The sequence below is a fragment of the Paraglaciecola polaris LMG 21857 genome (genome assembly GCF_000315055.1).
Classification (GTDB): Bacteria; Pseudomonadota; Gammaproteobacteria; order Enterobacterales; family Alteromonadaceae; genus Paraglaciecola; species Paraglaciecola polaris.
On the sequence record NZ_BAER01000113.1, the window covers coordinates 16,258 to 33,977 of the forward strand.

The following is a 17,720-nucleotide window of genomic DNA, read 5'->3' on the forward strand; positions in this document are numbered from 1 at the left end:
ATAACAATATTATTGCTCAATAATTGATAATATTGATATTTACTATCTTAGGATGTCGCTGTTATGGTACTTGATAAGTATGATCGTTTAATTCTTGAAATAATCCAACAGAAAGGGCGTGTGTCTAACCAAGAACTGGCAGACGCCATTAATTTATCGCCGTCGCCTTGTTTACGCCGAGTACGCCAACTAGAAGAAGCGGGACTCATTGATGGCTATGTAGCGTTATTAAATGCCCGTAAATTAGGTTTAACGCTATTGTCGTTTATTCAAATTATTATGGACAAACATACACCGGAACGTTTCGCGATTTTTGAAGATAGCGTCACCGGTTTTAGTGAGGTACTAGAATGCCATTTGATCACCGGACAAACGGCGGATTACCTTCTTAAAGTGATCGTTAAAGACATGGATGACTTTCAGCAGTTTTTGCTCAACAAACTTACGCGAATTGAAGGGGTCAGCGGTGTCCATTCTTCCTTTGTGCTTAAGTCGCCGGTAAAAACCACGGCACTACCTGTGTAATTAACACTTCGTTAAACATAAAAAGAGCTGGTGCTTAATTGAAATAACTGATGGGTAAGCTAATTTTCGTAGAAGCAAAGCGTTATTGCGCCACCGTTTAGCGGTTAATTTTCTGCAATAACGATTTAAGATCTTGAAAATTGATCGGTTTTATCAAATGTTTATCAAATCCAGCTTCTTTGGCTAACGCCTTATCTTTATCTTGTCCCCAGCCGGTAGCGGCAATGAGAAAGATATCTTTGCCCCACGTCTGTTGACGAATGTGCTGTGCGACTTGGTAACCATTGATATCAGGCAGGCCTATATCTAACAAAATCACGTCAGGGCAAAATTCTTCTGCGGCAATGATCCCATCCATACCACTGTGGGCAATGCGGGTCGAGTGGCCGCTGAACTCTAATAGCATTGATAAGCTTTCGGCAGCATCAATATTGTCTTCAATCACTAAAATGCGCTTGCTATCGGTAACCAAATCAATCGGCTTTTCAACAATGGGAGTGATTTCGATAGGGGCGCGAGATATGGGTAAGCGCACAATAAACTCACTGCCTTTTCCATCGCCTTCACTGTGAGCCACAATGCTGCCATCGTGTAACTTAACTAATCCATGGACAAGGGCAAGACCTATACCTAAGCCACCTTGTGCATGTTCAAGTGCCGGGGTGAGTTGAGAGAACATGTTAAAAACGTTGGTCAGCTGTTCGGGTGGGATCCCCATCCCTGAATCCTTAACTGACAAAACCACTTCATTACCTTGTTGAAATGCACTCAAGGAAATATCACCACCATCCGGCGTATATTTTCCTGCGTTATTCAATAAGTTAGCAATAATTTGCGTCAATCGAGTGGTATCGGCTTCAACAAATATCGGGGATTCGGGGCGTGTTACGGTCAACGTATGCTTGGACTTGTCCATTATGGATTGGGTTGACTCAATGGCGCTTTGCATGGGGTCAGCGATATCAATATTTCGCATTCTAAGTTCCAACCGACCCTGGGAAATGCGTGACGCTTCCATTAAATCATCAACCAAATGTGTCATCTGAGATATATGTCGTTCAATCATCTCGCGTGACCAGTGCATGAAAGAATCTTCAGTTTCTTTGAGTCGCATAATTTCTAAAACATTTCTTATTGGGGCTAACGGGTTGCGCAGCTCGTGGCCCAAAGTTGCTAGAAATTCATCTTTGCGCCGATCGGCAATGGATAACTGTTGGTTTAATTGATGTAATTCTCTTTCCGTCGCTTTGCGCTCAGATACATCCATTATGACACCCACAATCGTTAGTGCCTCACCGGTTTCTGAATAGGTAGCATGCCCTCGGCCTTCCATCGCCAACCAGCTTGCGTCAGAATGCTTAAGACGGAATTGAATGTCGAAGTCTGATTTCGTGTCGATAGAATTTTGGAGTGCAGTGGCAAATGAGCTCAAATCATCTGGGTGTATTAAGTTATAAAATTGTTCTGGTGTCGCCCATATTTCTTTATCAGTCCACCCCGTCAGTTGTTGCAGCTCTGGAGTCCACCAAACTTCACCGGATTTTATATCTTGAGTCCATACGCCCATCCGAGCACTGCGAATGGCAATACTCAAAATGTCGCGGCTTTCCTGCAATTCCTCTTGCGAGGTATGTAAAGACGCTAAAGACTCCTCTACAGATTTACGGGCGGAAATTAATTCGCGCTCATAATTTTTGCGTTCCGTAGCAACAAAAAACGCCAGTTGATCAAATTGACTATCACCGTGTTTCTGACGAGAAACATTAATCAGCATGGGCAGCGTTTTACCGTCGCTAGTCACTAAATCCATTTGCACTTCTGATACCGAGCCTTGTAGCTGCAGAAGAGGTGCCCAATGGGTATGATGGAAAAAACGTCCACCAATGGTAAACAAGTCTTGGATTCTTTTATTGTTAATTAATTCGCTGGGCGTAAAACCAAGCCAATTGCAAAAGGTGGTATTCACCCTGCAGATTGTTCCATTCACTTCGGTGGTGACTAAGCCGCAAGGTGCGCAGTCAAATGATGATGACAGGTCTGGAATGTTATTCATTGTCGCGTTTTTTATTCATAAAACCGTTTAAGATAGTTTTTTATGGCTTGGGTACTGGCATCTGGGGCGCTAAGGTGCGGGCAATGGCCCACATTATCGATAATGCATAACTCAGCATCTGCCATGGTTTTATGCATATACTGACCAACGGTACAGGGGGCTATGAAATCATCACTACACTGAAGGATCAGGGCAGGTGTGGTGGATTTTGACAAGGCGTCTCTGTGATCAGATAAAAATGTAGCCCGGGCAAAGTGTTTGGCTATTTCTGGATCGGTCCGGCAAAAGCTGTTTGTCAGTTCAACTGATAATTCGGGCTGGTTGGGGGCTCCCATGATAGTGGGTGCCATAGTGCTAGACCAACCTAGGTAGTTACTATCTATGGTGTTACACAATTCTTCAACGTCGGCTTGTGAAAAACCACCGATATAATCCCCCTCATTGATGTAACACGGTGATGGCCCCACCATGATTTGACACGTAAATTTTTCGGGTGCCTGTACTGAGGCAAGTAAGCCGATAATAGAACTCACAGAATGACCGACAAATATAACGGGTTGGTCTGTTAGTTCATCTATTATTTCAATTAAATCTGCTGCATAACCGTGCAATGACGCATATTTTTCGAAATCGTAGGCCGATAGATCTGATTTGCCGCTACCCACAAGATCAAATAACACAATTTTGAAACGCGCTTGAAAAGACGGCGTGAGATATCGCCACATATTTTGGTCACAACCAAAACCGTGTGCAAACACCAATGTGGTGGAACCACTTCCTATTACTTGAATATTATTGCGTATTTGAACGCTCATGATGGTTCTCTCAATTTACAGCTGTATCTAATTAGATTTTTTCATCGACGATTAAGCAGTGCAATAGACACTATACGCTCGGTCAGTTATTGAATGGGAATACGATTAAATTATGATGGTTTATACAGGTTGATCTCACCTCGAGCAAATTAATTAGCATAATAGAAATACCATCTTCATTTAGCTATTTTCCGCGGAGGGGTAAAAAAAAACGAACAAAGTAAAGTAGAGATCATAAATAGAAGTGGTAATTATATCTTACGAATATTGTGCTTGGTAAATGGCTGAGCAGGACCGCGGGTAATGCTTTTATTGCTACACTTTTATCACGTCAAATTCCCTATGATCAAAATGGCCCGTAACCAATAAGTAAGGAGATTTCACGCGACATTGCATGTAGAGCAATAAACTTAGTTGCCGGCCATTGCTAGGCGGTCAATTTTGCGTAACCACTGTTTGTACCTGAGATTGATTTTAATGCAAAAAAACGGAGCCTTGAGCTCCGTTTTTTAGTTTGCTAGATAAACACTAGAAACGATAGGTCATGTCGATACCGACTTGACGACCTCGGCGTGCAGCACTAAAAAATGCACGGGGCGAACCGTTGTCTGCACCATCGGGCGCGGTATTGAGGGATGAAAAGGTAAAATAAGGAATACCTAACCAACGAGATGTCAGAATAGGCGCGTCCTCATCGGTTAAGTTTCGAGCATAAAGACTGACCCGCCAATTTTCACTGTTTATGCCCATGCGTGCACCCATAATGATCGCGCTTGGTACATAGGCTAGGTTGTGTACCTGCACATACTTCTTCGACTCGTAGCTGGCATCCAGATTAAAGAAGGCTTCAAGTTCGCCTGTGATGGGCGTGATGTATTCTAAAAACGCGCTTGCTTGGTGTTTTGAACTTAGGGGGAACGCATTGCCATCGATGGAGCAACTGGCAGGTGTGGTGATAGCAAAGTCACTGCGAAAATCCGTTCCGGTTGTTGTCCCTGGTGTTAGCACGCCACCACCACTGGTTAATGACCACTGAAAGTCGTCACAGCCTTGAGTGAATTTGGTGTCAGCTAGGGCGTAAGTAAAACGACCAGATAGATTGTCAGTAAATTGTGCGTTTATATCCACTTCGACACCGAATACTTCACCTTTTCCTTGGTTTGTGGCGACAGAGGCGACATTGCCCGCCGGTACATTCAGTGGGGTCGTCAGTTGAATGTCACTTACATCGTTGTAGAACATAGATACGGTGGCATAGACCTTGTTAATGGCACTGCTTTTTATACCTAGCTCGTAGGTCGTAATTTCTTCTTGCTCGTAGGTAGGTTTGCCCGTTTCAGCGCCGGCTGAGCCATTAATACCACCGGGTTTAACGCCTTGACCGACGATACCGTAAAAAATGGTGTTGCTGTCATAACGGTAATTCAAGGTGGCTCTAGGGGTAAAGTTGTTCCAACTGCCGCCGGCATCAAACGTTGTTAAGCCATCCGGGTCAAACTCGGTAACCGTTTTTTCTTCCTCTGCCCAGCGGGCTTCAAATGTACCGTCAATCTTATCGCTTAGTTGATAATCAACTGAAGCATAAACCGCTTTGTTCGTCACAGTACTGTTATCTTGAAAGACACCCACCTTTGCGTCTTCGAAAGTTAAATCGAAATTATCTCTGTCTTGATCGTAGTAAAAGGCGCCAGCCATCCATTCCAATTTACCCTCGGGAGAGTGCAGAGTAAATTCAACGGTTTTGTCTTTGGTTTCCTGACGAGAGGTATTAGCAAAAAATGCCTCTTGGCCCGGAGCAAAGGTGTAGTTTACTGATGAGTTGTCACCATCAGAGCCAGTGCTTATATCATCGTCACGATAGCCCAGCGCCAATGACATGGAATAGCCAGCATCGGTTTCGTAATCTATGGCTAAGCTTGAAATAATCAGGTCGCGACCTACGCCGTCATAAGCTGTGCCATCAGCTGTGTCATATGGGCTGCCAAAAAATGTTGAACCAGAGGGTAAAAAGCTATTAACCGGGATGCCTGGGACTTCATTTGGTATACCATCTGCATCTGCTTTATCGTTAAGGGCGATGGGTTGATTCTTAATTTCGCCGCAGAAGTATTGAAAGTTATTCCCTGAGCCTGAAGCTGCCCAAGATGATAATGATCGATAGCCGGGTGCGCAGTTATTCTCGCTGGTAGGCGTTAAGAAAAACGGTCGTGTTTCATCTCTATCTTCTTGGCTTTGAAGTCGAAAACGTACCCCTAGTTTGTCAGACGGCGCGGCGTCTAGCACTATGCTCACGGAGCGCGTGTCTTCGCCGCCTACTATCTCATCGGTGACTATGTTGCGCCAATCCTCATCGCCGTCGACTTGATAATCTCGCACACTCAAACTCGCTGCTAGCCAGTCGTTTAATGGCCCGCTGATATAAGCGGATGCCGTGTGTTCTGAATCTTGCGCCAAGTTAAGTTTAACGTTACCCATGAAGTCGTCATGATCCGGTCCCTTGGTAATAAAATTAATCGCGCCAGAATAAGAATTACGGCCATATAACGCGCTTTGCGGGCCTTTTACTACTTCAACTCTGGCGATATCAGACATGTCTAAACTTTGCACATCACCAGAGTAGTAATTACCATCGATAAAGTAGGCAGCGCCTGATTCGACACCAAATTGTATGCCGGCAAGTACATTACCCATGCCACGGATAACGGGTCGCTCAGTCGCGCGGCCGAAGGCTTTTGAAAAGCTTAAGCCGGATGAAAAGCGTGCAATGTCATCTATGCTTTGAAAACCTTGTTCAATCATGGTGTCAGAGAAAGCAGATACCGCGACAGGAATACGATTTAACGATTCGGCTTTTTTCGAGACGTTACTTCTATTATTTCCAAAGCGTCTAGATTGCTGGATTCAGTTAGCGCTTCTTGCGCAAAGGCCATCATGGGCTGAGTCATCAAGATAGATGTTATCGCCAGAGGGAGTTTTTTTATTATTAGTGTCATCGGCATTCCTGGTGTGTATTGATATGTATAAACAGGTTTTTTATTTTTATCGTCAGCGACAATCTAGCACTGCTTATGCGCTGCCGGTTTGATAAAAATCAACAATGTGAACCATTGCAACTAACTGATTATAAGATACTTTTTACTGTGCACTCAGGTTTTTCATGCATAAAAAAGCACCTAGTTAACACGAGGTTGAATAGGTGCTATAGGATAAGAATTTAACTCGGGGCGGTGTGCCTAGAACGGTTAATCGCTGGCCTTTGCTGGCGCATCGAGTAACTGGTTCACCTCTAACCAGTAGCCGTCAGGATCGCGGATCATGGATACCATTACCGCTATTTTGCCACCATCCGCACGGGGATACTCCACATGGTGCGGCGCTTCGATTACCGCTACTTTAGGGGCTTTTTCAACGCGTTTCCACCTGATATCTAAGTCAGCTACGTTCATCACCATAATTGGGTCGCCTGGTACTGGCTCATCAAATTTTTCTTGGCGTTGAGGTTTTTCAGGGTAAATATATTGCAATAAGCCCAAAGCACCAATAAAGGTGTCGTTAGCTTGTAGCAAGACCAAGCGACGCTTGCGGGTCTCGCCATTTTCCATGGGGCTGTTGATCATCTGATCATAAATGACGTTCAAGCCAAGCGCATCACGATACAGCTGCAAAGAGGTATCAATGTCGTTGACCAAAAACGTGGTGCGGCGAATATCGACTGAAATACGTTGCTCTTCATTAACGGGCGCTGCCGTAGCATAAAGACTGGGCAGAGCACATAACAGGATTGCAAAAAGAGACGAGCTGATTTTCATGTGGGGGTCATCCATTGTTTTTGTTGTTTAGCAGATGCCAATATCAACGCCATTTGAGAATGGCGCATTGATAATAATCAAGTCTACTGGCTTGGCGCACAGTCGGGGATTATTGCTTGGCTACGTTAATTAGCCGGACAGGCTAGTCCGCGTATGCAATCAGTTTTTCGCTTTCGAGCACGGTAATTTGGTAGTTGCTTTCAATAGAAATCAAACCATCTTTTTTCAGCTTACTAAAGCCGCGACTGGCCGTTTCTAAACTCATACCTAAGTAGTCTGCTATGTCTTGGCGACTCATAGGAAGAAAGAAACGGTGGGTACCACGACCGAGTCTATGCTCCATATCCAATAGAAAATGCGCCAATCGTTGGTGCGCTGACTTCTGGCCCATGATGAATAATTGGTCGAGTATCAGCGACAAAATATGGCCGGTTACATCGTGATAGCGTTTGGCGACCGCTGGGTATTTATCGAAGATATCTTGCATGAGCTGACGACTGATACGGATCACGACACAGTTGGTTAATGCCTTGGCACTAAAGCTATAGCTAACGTTTTCAGATAATCCGGCAAGGTTACCGGTAAACAAAAACGCAAAGACCTGCCGGGAGCCAGATGCTGTGGAACGCTCGAGCATAAGTGAACCGGACTCGGGGATATATACGTATTCCGGCGCGTCTTTTTCTCTAAATACGTATTCTCCTTGAGCGAAGGATACTTCTTCTGCATCTTTAGCGAGCTCGTCGATGAAGGCGTTAGCACCTTCGACCTCTTTAAAATGGCTTCCAAAACACGAGGTAAGGGAGGTTTTAATGATTACTTTGTTGATATCGAGTGACATGAATTCAGCCTATTTTATTATTATGTTAACGCGCTTGATAAAACTCGATCCATGTTTGGTCTGGCGATCTAATTGCCAGCATATCCACTTGTCCATATGGGGGTAAATTCAAGCTCGCCTGGGATATTATTTCCACATCATTTGCTAATAGATGTGTTCTCAGTGCCGCTAAATTGTCTACTGGAAAACGCAAAGTGACAATGCCTAAATTGGGTGGCGACGCCAAGGCGCTAACATTTTTACCCTCAGCGCCATGAAACTGTAATAACTCTATTGAGCCTTCGTTGGATTTTTGCGGGTGTAAAATATATACGGAACGCGGGATTTCTGTCGTCAGATTGTAAGGCAAGCCCAGCACATTTGGCCCAGCTTCTTTGCTGGCCCCTTTATGTTCTAGATATACCTGAAACCCTAGTACGTCACGATAAAATGCCAGCGATGTCGCTATATTGCTTACTACTTGCGTCGAGTTGAACACACGACTCATATGTTTAACGTTGGGCCATCCTTCTAAGGTCGGTTTGATGCGCTCGATCATGGCGAAACTAATGCCGTCTGAGCCTGTTGTTATCCATTCTGTCACTTCATAAGGACCGAATGTGAAAGAGACTGGGTCGCTCGTGCCGCGCCATCCTGCACTTTGCAGTTGTTCGCGCTTCTGTATCATGTTGGCTACGCGTACATTGACGTCAAATATACCGCCTACATCCCAAGACTGTGTATTACCACGAATGACCTGTTGCGCAAGGTTATCGATTTGAATAAAGCGTACATAACCCCGCTGCTCGCCTTTATTAGCCAGCAGTACTTGTTTGACGTCTGCGTTTGCGGGCAGTTGCCACAGTTGCTTTAACTGGGGATCAACCGCGGCCGTTGACCTTACTTCCCAGCCCGCATATTGTTGATAAAATGCGCTGCTTTTGTCGATATCAGAAACAATGAAAACCGCCTCAGTAAAGCCCTGTAAAGTGAAGTCTTGTGCGTTGCTTAATGGACTCAGCAGCAGTAAAAATCCAAGTAGAGCGCGCATTATTTTTGCTCCTCAAATACTTCGATCAAAAAGCCATTTGGTGCTCGCAGTGTGGCGACGTTGGCGCTACCCACTAACGGATCGACCACCTTGATTGGTGCACTGACTATTTCTGCACCGTATGCGTTAGCGTTTTCCAATACCGTTTGCAATGAACGCACCGGAAAGCTCCACATGCCTAGGCCAATATTGGGTAGGCTAGGGGCATTTTTAGGCTTGATCGGTTCAACATTATGAAAGTCCACAAACAACATGTGACCAGTTGTGGCCCCTTTGCTATACACGATAGCAAATCTAAATTCGGTGCCGTTTGGTAGGTTCATGGCGCCTTTATCACCTGCGGATTTAAATACCCGGTCGGAACGAATTTCTAATCCTAGTACGTCGGTGTAAAATTTAAGTTGCGAGTCGGAGTCAGTGATCACCTGGGCTGAATAGGCTGGGCCACCTTTGCCATGTTTGTCTGTAGGCCCAAGTTGCGCCATGCCATCTCCACGGGTAATGGCCACTCCATGGTTAAAGTCAGGCGCGTTAAAAATGGTTTCATCAATGGGGTAAGTACTGCCGTCGGGTCTGGGAATTGGGTAACTTTCAAGTGCATTAAGGGCTTCAAAACCTAAGGTGCGAATGTGTTTGTCTAGCGCAATTGTATTGTTGTTCGGAAAACCCAATGAAAATGGGCCAAGTTCTCGCGAATTCCAGCTATCGTGAATACTCGGCATAGGTTTGCTAAGCACTAAGAGACGAATTTGAATCGCGCTGTCTATCCCTTTTCGATACAAACGGTAAGTTTGCCAACTGAGGTCGCCAGGCATATCCCATAAGGTGCGTTGGGATTTTTCTAATGCTGGGCCGATAGTTAACGGCCCCTCAACACTCATGCCCATACCATCACGGTAAAATAACAGGCTTTGCTCCAATGAGACGGTGGCAATGGTTACCGTATGCAGCGGCATAGCTAACGCGTCTCGTACTTGGCTTTTGGGTGCCAAAGCATCGTTTGATTCGCTATGGGCATGGGGCATAAATCCAAGGCAAGTGAGTAACACACCCATGATTAATATCAAAAATCGGTTATTCAATTTCAAACTCATTTAAAATTTGTCCGTACAAATGTTAGTGTCAGCAAATCATATACAAGTACAGAAAAAAAGGTAACTAAATGACGGTATTTACTCGGTTATGCATTTTGGGGCTTTTATTAGGCATATCATCAACAAGTCGCGGCCAGTCAGAATTGCTCCCAGATACCGGCGTAGGTGGAGTGTACGAGGTTATGATTGGCACAGATGACAGTGAAAGCCTACTTAAATATCTGGCGCAATTCGGCTTTCGGGAAATTGACAAAGGTCAAATAGGGCGCGAAAAGGCACTCGCTTTATATGGGGTCGATAGCGGGCTGACTTCCTATCGTTTGCAAAATGCTGAGGTTGACAGCCATGGTCTTATTCGCGTACTCGCATGGGAAACGCTACTTGGGACGGGTGTGGGGTATGCCCAACCAGAAACGGTTGGCCAGCGCATGATGGTCATGCGTACCGAGGACGTGTTTCGCATTCATGATGCGTTTGCCGATGCGCGAAAAGCGGGTCAAAAATGGCTCCCCACTGCACCCGTTTATGCGGATTTGTATGCTATGACCGAAGGTAAACCGGACGTATTAAATCGCCGCACTGGGGTACGTGAAATGGCGGTATATGGGGAGCTTTTTAACCTAGTGTTGTTTCAGCGTTACGGTTACACCATAAAAGGTTATGGCAGCATATCCCCAGACAGCCCCCTTAGAACCAGCGAAATTACGCACAATGATTTTATGTTAGCCGGCAACAGTAAAGCAGATATGCACCGTCAAACCGACTATTACCGGGATGTGTTTGGCTTAAAACCTGAGGGGCCGGTGGTACTGGATGGGGATTGGCAGGATGGCCCAAAAGTGGTGTTTAACATGGCCGATGGTAGTAGCCATTACTATCGTGGTTTTGTGAGTCCAAATAATATCTCCGGCAAGCTGAAATTTTTTGTAAACCCGGACCAGCGTCCTGATCGTAGTGCCGCGCAACAACCTGGCTATGGAGGGATCACTATGCATTCTTTATTCGCAGACAAACCTGAATTGGTCAAACAGCTAGCGGAAGAGCACGGTATTATTACCACTGACGTGCAAAAAAACGAGTTTGGTGAAAATAGCTTTGTACTGCGCGGCCCCGATGGTTCAAGCTGGCAAATATTACCCAAGCCAAAGTTAACGACACCAGAAGTGACTGAGCTAACATTCGAGACTACTGCGCATTAACGTGAGCTCTTAATGGGGTATACGGGCTTCGACTGTGTATGCAGATTGTCCCAAATAGGTTAATTTTAAAAACACACATGACAGAGCATATAGGGAGCGAAAACCGATGCAGATAACTGTAGATAACCTTACGTGCGATGGTGTCCGTGGGCTGCTGGAAGAGCATCTAACGGATATGTATGCCACATCACCGCCGGAAAGTGTCCATGCTTTGGATATGAACGCCTTAAAGCACTCTGCCATTACGTTCTGGTCTGCTCGGGAAAATGGGGTTGTGCTGGGGTGTGTTGCGTTAAAAGCGCTGACGCTCACTCACGGCGAAATTAAGTCTATGCGAACGGCAGATAAAGGGCGTAATCGGGGTGTTGGATCTGCATTATTAACGCATCTGATTCATCAGGCCAAGCAGCGAGGTTATCAACAATTGAGCTTGGAAACGGGTAGCATGGAATATTTTGCACCTGCAAGGCGGTTGTACCATAAATTTGGCTTTGAATATTGTGGTCCGTTTGCGGATTATGCATGGGATCCGAATAGTTGTTATATGACACGCGTTATCGACAATAACGCCACTGGTCCAACACTTGCTCAGTTAAATTGAAAAAGGGCAGTGACAACAGACATCACTCCCCCTACCGGGAAATCAATTACGTTAAAACAACGCCGTTAGTATTGGCCTGAGGCGTGGTACATCTCCATTTTTGACGGTCTTGGGCGTTTTCTGTGCGGCGCGTAGGCGCCGGTTGTACGGTCAAAGTCGTCTAGAGTACGAAAACTGGGGATAAAATCCTTAGTTGATGTTATCCAGCTGTCTAAAATTTGACGGTGCCGTTGCAGTACACCTTGATATTTTATATCAGTGGCTAGGTTAGTTAACTCAAATGGATCGTTTTTAAGATCGTACAACTCGTCTTTTGGTCGAGGGGTTAAAAACGGACGTGCTTGCTGTTGTGTTAATGCGCCTTGTTCGAATAAACGTGTGAGCTCCCACCAGGTTTTATGATAAACCGTGTCGGCGCTGGGTGTCGCAGGCAAATCAAAGTAATTATTGCGAATATAACGGTACTTTTCAGTACGCACCGAACGGCCATGATCTTCAAAGTCATGCCAGTTACGTTCCGATATGGCGTATTCTCTAAACGCTTCATTCGGCTCTTGAAACAGTCCATCGATACTTTTGCCTTCAAAAGATTGGGGGATATCCGCTTCGGCAAGCGTGAGAAAGGTCGGGGCTAAATCAATCGCGCTAATAATGCTTTTACTTGCCGTGCCCTTAGGGATCCCACTTGGCCAATAGGCGATAAACGGGGTTTTAACACCTGAGTCATACAAAGTGGTTTTGTCTCTGGCAAACGGGCGGCCGTTATCGGCAACAAAAACAATCAAGGTATTGTCTGCAACGCCCTGTTTTTCTAGCGTCTGCACTACTTTACCAACCGATTCATCGAGACGCGCAATTTCGTCATAATAAGCGGCAAAATCGTTCAGATACAGCTCGGTTGCCGGATAATAAGGCGGTAAGCGCACATCACTCTGGGTATGCTTAACTGGGTATTCACCCTGATAAAAAGGTCGATGAGAATCCCATGAGGCAAACCACATGAAAAAGGGTTGATCCTTAGGGCGTTCTTCTAATAACGGAACCCACTGAGCGCTGCCTGATGGCTCATCGATAGCATACTCAGACTCCCGCACTTCATTAAACCGCTCTTTGATTGCTTCACCTAAGTGCCACTTTCCTGCTGCTGCGGTCCAATAACCTGCCTCTCGTAGTTTCTCAGAGACGGTAATTTGCTCTGCAGGCAATGGCCAGTGTAATTGTTCAGCATCGGTATTGTGTGGGTAACGTCCAGTGATCATGCTTGCTCGGCTGGGACTGCACGAACTGGCCGTTAGAAAAGCGTTATCAAAACGCATTCCACCCTTGGCGAGTTTGTCTAAGTTAGGTGTTTTCACCCCTGGGTTACCGTACGCACCAATATCGTCCCAGTTCAGGTCATCGGCAATAATTAATATTATATTTGGCCTTTGCTCGGCAAAAACTTGCGCTGAGAGTAATAAAGCGAATATTAATGCCATTATCCGAGTAACGTATATGTAGCGCGGATGACAGATGTATTCCAACATGTTGAGTTCCTTGATTCGGTGTTTATCACGCACAGAGTACGGTGCTTTCGTACCCTGAATGATCACCTGTGTACGGTTGTGTTATTAAAATTTGGCGCTAAGCCCAATATTGTAACGGGCACCAAATTGCTCGCTACTGATCAACTGGTCGGCAAAGCGTCCGTGGCGACGGGTGGTTTCTTCGGTGATGTTTAACCCTTCAACAAATACCGATACATTATCGTTTATCTCGTAACTTACGTTGATATCCCATTGGCCATACGCTTCGACGAAATTAGGCTCACCTTGACGTTGGGGTTGATAAAGTGCCAGTAGAAAGTCGTCTCGCCAGTTGTAGGCGATACGCGCCTGAAACCCGTCTTTCTCGTAAAATGCAATCAGGTTCGCAGAGTTACTTAGGCCGGTGAGGGCGAAGGTACTGTTAACGTCGTATACATCGTATTCTACGTTTCCATCTACAAAGGTCATGTTGGCGACAGTCCCGAAACCCGTTTCGCCAAAAATATGCTGAACGTTCAGTTCCCAGCCATCTACTTCAGCGTCGTTTAGGTTATCCGGAGAGGAGATCAAAAAGTTGATTTCTGGATCATCAGCGTTCGAGAAGCATGCTGGGTTACCACCAACCACTTCATCTGGGCAACCAGGACGTGGATTGATGCTCGGATCGGTTAACGGGTTACCGTTTACATCAGGCATGGTGCCTTCGCGAGTCGTAATACCAATGAAGTTCTCGACGTATTTTTTAAAGAAACCAACCGACGCATAACTGCCGTTACCGTAATACCACTCAAGAGAGAAATCGATGTTCTTTGATTCGAGGGGGAGTAATCCTGGGTTACCGATAGACGCGCTATAAGGGCCGTCGGGGCGTGCATCTATGGTGGTTGATGGGAATAGTGAAGACAGATCAGGACGGCTAAGGGTTGTGCTGTACGACACTCGGCCCACTAGATCGTCGGTAAATTCAATATTGAAATCTACATTTGGCAGTAATCGGGTATAGCTACCCTCAAGGCTGAGGTTTGTTGGCTGATCTGTGAATACTTCACCAAAGCGGCCTGCGGTATTAACATAATTTAGTGCTTCGATACCTTGTTGTAGTGAGGTTGATGTAACATCTGTTTCTTCCCAGCGCAGCCCAGCATTCATTTTAACTGGCATGTGATTGAATTCAGTTTCAAAATCAAAAGACAGATATAAGGCCAAGGTTTCTTCGCTTACGCCGTTGTATACAGGATCGACCTGAAAGTAATGCCCTTGGTCTTTGACCAGTTGCAATGCCTCTTGCGCGCTGTAATCAGATAATAAAGGGAAAAGATTTTTGTTTCCGCCTATGTCTTTACCGAAGCCTTTACTGTCGTGGAATTGTATATCTAGGTTAGAGATATCAAGAGGGACAAATGCAATGGTACGTCTGGCGTAGGTATCTATATTGTAGTCTGTGTTGGCTAAGCCAAAGTTTATTTTGCTTAGCGCACCACTGTAGGCATTTACCCATTCCCCATGCAGTTGCATTTGCTTGATATTATTCTCAATTTCATAGCCTCGGGTTTGAAATAAATCAAATTGGATATTCTCTGAGGCATAAGGGTCTTGGCCGGGCAGGTCAGCCGCATCAAAGAAAATATCAGGTCGACCATTAGGGTGGGTAATGATACCCACATCGACCCCACCACGGTCGGCAATACCATCATCGTTTGTATCGTTCACCCTGGGGTTTTTAAGGTTCATGATGGTTTCAGAGTTACGCCCATCTGGCTGTGAGTGTGACGTTGAGTCGTGGTAATCGACCGTAAAGCTGAGGTTCTCAGTGGCTTGGTAAGCAATATTTAAACCCAGTGAATCATTCTCAGTATTGAAGTAATTATGGTACGACCAAAAGTTAAGTTCATCGTCAGGACGAAATGGATTGGTTACCGTGCCGTTGGCATCTGCATCGCCGCCTGTGTCTCCGTCAAACCAAAAGCTAGTGCGGTTAATATCTGACGTTTCTTTAAACCGCGAAAGGGTGTAATCCAGTGTGGCGACCAAGGTATCAGTGGGGGCGAATTGCAGAACGAGTTGCCCATTTTGTCTTACTCGATGATTGTCGTGGGTATCAACACTGATGCTAAGTGGAGCCCAGTGTGTTTGACTTGGGTTTAAATTTGTATCGATGGCACTTTTGTCCACATTCGAGCCTCGCTCAGGTACCCAGCCCGGCGTTCCAACACGCTCTTTACGACTATCACGTTCAGCATGAGATAAAGAAAGCAGTACACCGATTTTACCATCAGCGAATTGCTGGCTGACCATGCCAGAAACTTCCGGCGTTACACTGTCTCCCACTTCAACACTGGTATCAACGACACCTTTAACCGTTGCAACAGCTTTGAATCCATCGTAATCAAAGGGTTTTGCAGTTTTTATATTAATGGTTGAACCAATGCCTCCTGATGAAATGTTGGCCTTACCGGTTTTATATACTTCTACGCCGGACACACTTTCAGCCGCAATTTCACGAAAATTGAAGCTACGATCAATGCCGTCTTCTAATAAAGTCGATGAGGTGGGCATCTGACGATTATTTAGGGTGACGAGGTTAAAGCTAGGACCAAATCCACGCACTGTTACTTGATTGCCTTCATTATTCGAACGATCAATTGATACCCCAGTAATGCGCTGCAAGGATTCGGCTAAGTTGGTATCTGGAAACTTTCCGATATCTTGTGCGGTAATGGCGTCGACGACGCCGTCTGAGTCACGTTTGATATTTGCCGCACTGATTAAAGAACCTCGGACACCTTTTACATTGATGACTTCAACTTCGGCTTCATTCGATTGTTGGGCGTAAACGGATGAGGTGGGTTGCAACGTTAGCAGTGCAAACGTAATCCCAGTGGCGAGCTTGGTTTGGGTAAAACTGTGTGTAAAGTGTTTCATGCATGTCTACCTTGTTGTCCTGAATTATTTAAGGCATTTCACGGATATTGCTTAATGCACTAGGCATAACGCACTGTAAAAATGCCGTATTTAACGTATTCGTCACCTCAAGATTGCCTGTAATGAGGTTGTCACGATAAATTGAAACAATTAATTGTTAACAATTAAAACTGATAATTGCACATTGTTTTAACAATCACAATACAAATTGGTTAAATTGTGTGTAATTAATATTAGATTATGTGTAATTAATATTAGATTATGTGTAATTTATTGATTTGTAATGTGACGTTACATGACATAATAAAGTGTCTGCCAGCTCAGCTGTTATTGCGTGTGGCCCTACAGAAGCTGCCATGTTAATTCGGTAAGGCTGTTTAATTGGATGGAAAAATGCTATCGCTCGCCTATGTTCAATGGTCGATCAGCACGCTAAGATGAACTAGGTACTGCAAGTATTATTATTAAGGCGTAGTCGGGGATTATTCAATTTAGTGCTCGTTATCTTGCGCACACACGAACATTGTTAACTGAAGTTAAATTGACGGAAGTGAGAATAAAATATTGTCTGAGAAACACATTTTAACATCGCCACTACTCACCGAGCAGGGCACCGTTTACGCCAATATACTAAGTGACATTACCAATGCTATTTTTATTAGCGGTGACCGTTTAGTGACCACCAAATTGGCCCAGCGCTACAACACCAGTATTAATCCTATACGTGAAGCCCTGAAACAATTGCAAGGTGAGGGCTTTGTGCATGTGGCGGCAAACTCTGGGGCACGGGTCGCTAAATTTGAAGCCAGTACCACCAGAAATGTATTTGAAATATTGCAGTTACTCGACCCGTATTTAATGGAATGGTTCGTTGAAGAGCACAGTCGGGAGCAGCGCGAAGATTTGTTTAGGATCTTGCGTAAAATGGAAGATATAGAATTAGTCGATCAATATGCGCATGTTTTATACCGCCATCTGGACACAGAATTTCATTGGTTGATGTACAAAGATCACTATAATAAAAATGCCGTTGAATTATGGCGGCGTAATCGCCTTATCCTGCATGTCATGCATGGCAGTTTGAAACTCAGTGCGAGGCGCATTGAGCAAAGTATCAGCGAGCATAGGGCGTTATTGGATTTACTTGAAAAGCGCGATCTAGCAGGCACATTAGCAATGTTAAAGGCTCATATCACTAACAGCGGACGTTACTGGTCACGTTATCAAATCCGCTAATACCTAGTGAGCAAAAAAGCCGTGAAGAATACAGTCTCTCACGGCTTTTTTTTAGTATTTTTCTTGCGG

The 17,720-nt window shown here is 45.0% G+C and carries 14 protein-coding genes; 4 read left to right on the plus strand and 10 right to left on the minus strand.

What is annotated here, in order from left to right; all coding sequences use genetic code 11:
- Positions 1-63: 63 nt before the first annotated feature.
- Positions 64-525 carry an Lrp/AsnC family transcriptional regulator gene (locus GPLA_RS17580; RefSeq protein ID WP_007106314.1) on the plus strand — a complete coding sequence of 154 codons (462 nt, stop codon included), beginning with the start codon at positions 64-66 and terminating at the stop codon, positions 523-525.
- Positions 526-622: 97 nt separating this feature from the next.
- Here the strand turns inward: GPLA_RS17580 and GPLA_RS17585 are convergent, their stop codons facing one another.
- From GPLA_RS17585 to GPLA_RS17615, 8 genes are all read right to left on the minus strand, one after another.
- Positions 623-2,578, minus strand: a complete 1,956-nt coding sequence (locus GPLA_RS17585; RefSeq protein WP_040515280.1) for a PAS domain-containing hybrid sensor histidine kinase/response regulator — start codon at positions 2,576-2,578, stop codon at positions 623-625.
- Positions 2,579-2,589: 11 nt separating this feature from the next.
- Positions 2,590-3,393: an alpha/beta fold hydrolase gene (locus GPLA_RS17590; protein ID WP_007106317.1), complete on the minus strand. Its 804-nt coding sequence runs from the start codon at positions 3,391-3,393 to the stop codon at positions 2,590-2,592.
- Between the two features lie 528 nt (positions 3,394-3,921).
- On the minus strand, positions 3,922-6,192 hold the full coding sequence (locus GPLA_RS17595; RefSeq protein ID WP_007106318.1) for a TonB-dependent receptor: 2,271 nt from the start codon (positions 6,190-6,192) through the stop codon (positions 3,922-3,924).
- Positions 6,193-6,230: 38 nt separating this feature from the next.
- A complete protein-coding gene (locus GPLA_RS24105) occupies positions 6,231-6,386 on the minus strand; it encodes a hypothetical protein (protein WP_007106319.1) in 156 nt (51 codons plus the stop codon).
- 249 nt (positions 6,387-6,635) lie between these two features.
- Positions 6,636-7,202, minus strand: a complete 567-nt coding sequence (locus GPLA_RS17600) for a VOC family protein (protein ID WP_007106321.1) — start codon at positions 7,200-7,202, stop codon at positions 6,636-6,638.
- A 142-nt stretch (positions 7,203-7,344) separates the two neighbouring features.
- Positions 7,345-8,043, minus strand: coding sequence for a Crp/Fnr family transcriptional regulator (locus tag GPLA_RS17605; protein WP_007106322.1), 699 nt, complete (start codon positions 8,041-8,043; stop codon positions 7,345-7,347).
- 25 nt (positions 8,044-8,068) lie between these two features.
- On the minus strand, positions 8,069-9,073 hold the full coding sequence (locus GPLA_RS17610; RefSeq protein WP_007106323.1) for a VOC family protein: 1,005 nt from the start codon (positions 9,071-9,073) through the stop codon (positions 8,069-8,071).
- Positions 9,073-10,167, minus strand: a complete 1,095-nt coding sequence (locus GPLA_RS17615; RefSeq protein ID WP_007106324.1) for a VOC family protein — start codon at positions 10,165-10,167, stop codon at positions 9,073-9,075. The genes GPLA_RS17610 and GPLA_RS17615 overlap by 1 nt, the downstream gene beginning before the upstream one ends.
- Before the next feature lie 68 nt (positions 10,168-10,235).
- On the opposite strand from GPLA_RS17615, the gene GPLA_RS17620 reads away from it, so the two are divergent.
- Together GPLA_RS17620 and GPLA_RS17625 are read left to right on the plus strand one after the other, a co-directional pair.
- A complete protein-coding gene (locus tag GPLA_RS17620; protein ID WP_007106325.1) occupies positions 10,236-11,366 on the plus strand; it encodes a VOC family protein in 1,131 nt (376 codons plus the stop codon).
- A 106-nt stretch (positions 11,367-11,472) separates the two neighbouring features.
- Complete coding sequence (locus tag GPLA_RS17625; RefSeq protein WP_007106326.1) at positions 11,473-11,967, plus strand: GNAT family N-acetyltransferase; 495 nt, start codon at positions 11,473-11,475, stop codon at positions 11,965-11,967.
- Positions 11,968-12,032: 65 nt separating this feature from the next.
- On the opposite strand, the gene GPLA_RS17630 is transcribed toward GPLA_RS17625, so the two are convergent.
- Both GPLA_RS17630 and GPLA_RS17635 read right to left on the minus strand, forming a co-directional pair.
- Positions 12,033-13,493 (minus strand): sulfatase family protein, encoded by a 1,461-nt coding sequence (locus tag GPLA_RS17630; protein WP_007106327.1) that lies wholly within the window; start codon positions 13,491-13,493, stop codon positions 12,033-12,035.
- Between the two features lie 84 nt (positions 13,494-13,577).
- The gene (locus GPLA_RS17635; RefSeq protein WP_007106328.1) at positions 13,578-16,415 is read right to left on the minus strand and encodes a TonB-dependent receptor; all 2,838 of its coding nucleotides are present in this window, start codon (positions 16,413-16,415) and stop codon (positions 13,578-13,580) included.
- A gap of 564 nt (positions 16,416-16,979) precedes the next feature.
- On the opposite strand from GPLA_RS17635, the gene GPLA_RS17640 reads away from it, so the two are divergent.
- Positions 16,980-17,651 carry a GntR family transcriptional regulator gene (locus tag GPLA_RS17640; RefSeq protein WP_007106329.1) on the plus strand — a complete coding sequence of 224 codons (672 nt, stop codon included), beginning with the start codon at positions 16,980-16,982 and terminating at the stop codon, positions 17,649-17,651.
- Positions 17,652-17,720 lie beyond the last annotated feature (69 nt).

Excerpts from the sequence above, each read along its gene's own strand:
- GPLA_RS17585 (WP_040515280.1), bottom strand. The coding sequence starts at position 2,578 with ATGAATAACATTCCAGACCTGTCATCATCATTTGACTGCGCACCTTGC.
- GPLA_RS17600 (WP_007106321.1), bottom strand. The coding sequence starts at position 7,202 with ATGAAAATCAGCTCGTCTCTTTTTGCAATCCTGTTATGTGCTCTGCCC.
- GPLA_RS17620 (WP_007106325.1), top strand. The coding sequence starts at position 10,236 with ATGACGGTATTTACTCGGTTATGCATTTTGGGGCTTTTATTAGGCATA.
- GPLA_RS24105 (WP_007106319.1), bottom strand. The coding sequence starts at position 6,386 with ATGACACTAATAATAAAAAAACTCCCTCTGGCGATAACATCTATCTTG.
- GPLA_RS17625 (WP_007106326.1), top strand. The coding sequence starts at position 11,473 with ATGCAGATAACTGTAGATAACCTTACGTGCGATGGTGTCCGTGGGCTG.
- GPLA_RS17610 (WP_007106323.1), bottom strand. The coding sequence starts at position 9,073 with ATGCGCGCTCTACTTGGATTTTTACTGCTGCTGAGTCCATTAAGCAAC.
- GPLA_RS17605 (WP_007106322.1), bottom strand. The coding sequence starts at position 8,043 with ATGTCACTCGATATCAACAAAGTAATCATTAAAACCTCCCTTACCTCG.
- GPLA_RS17580 (WP_007106314.1), top strand. The coding sequence starts at position 64 with ATGGTACTTGATAAGTATGATCGTTTAATTCTTGAAATAATCCAACAG.
- GPLA_RS17595 (WP_007106318.1), bottom strand. The coding sequence starts at position 6,192 with ATGATTGAACAAGGTTTTCAAAGCATAGATGACATTGCACGCTTTTCA.
- GPLA_RS17590 (WP_007106317.1), bottom strand. The coding sequence starts at position 3,393 with ATGAGCGTTCAAATACGCAATAATATTCAAGTAATAGGAAGTGGTTCC.
- GPLA_RS17630 (WP_007106327.1), bottom strand. The coding sequence starts at position 13,493 with ATGTTGGAATACATCTGTCATCCGCGCTACATATACGTTACTCGGATA.
- GPLA_RS17635 (WP_007106328.1), bottom strand. The coding sequence starts at position 16,415 with ATGAAACACTTTACACACAGTTTTACCCAAACCAAGCTCGCCACTGGG.
- GPLA_RS17615 (WP_007106324.1), bottom strand. The coding sequence starts at position 10,167 with ATGAGTTTGAAATTGAATAACCGATTTTTGATATTAATCATGGGTGTG.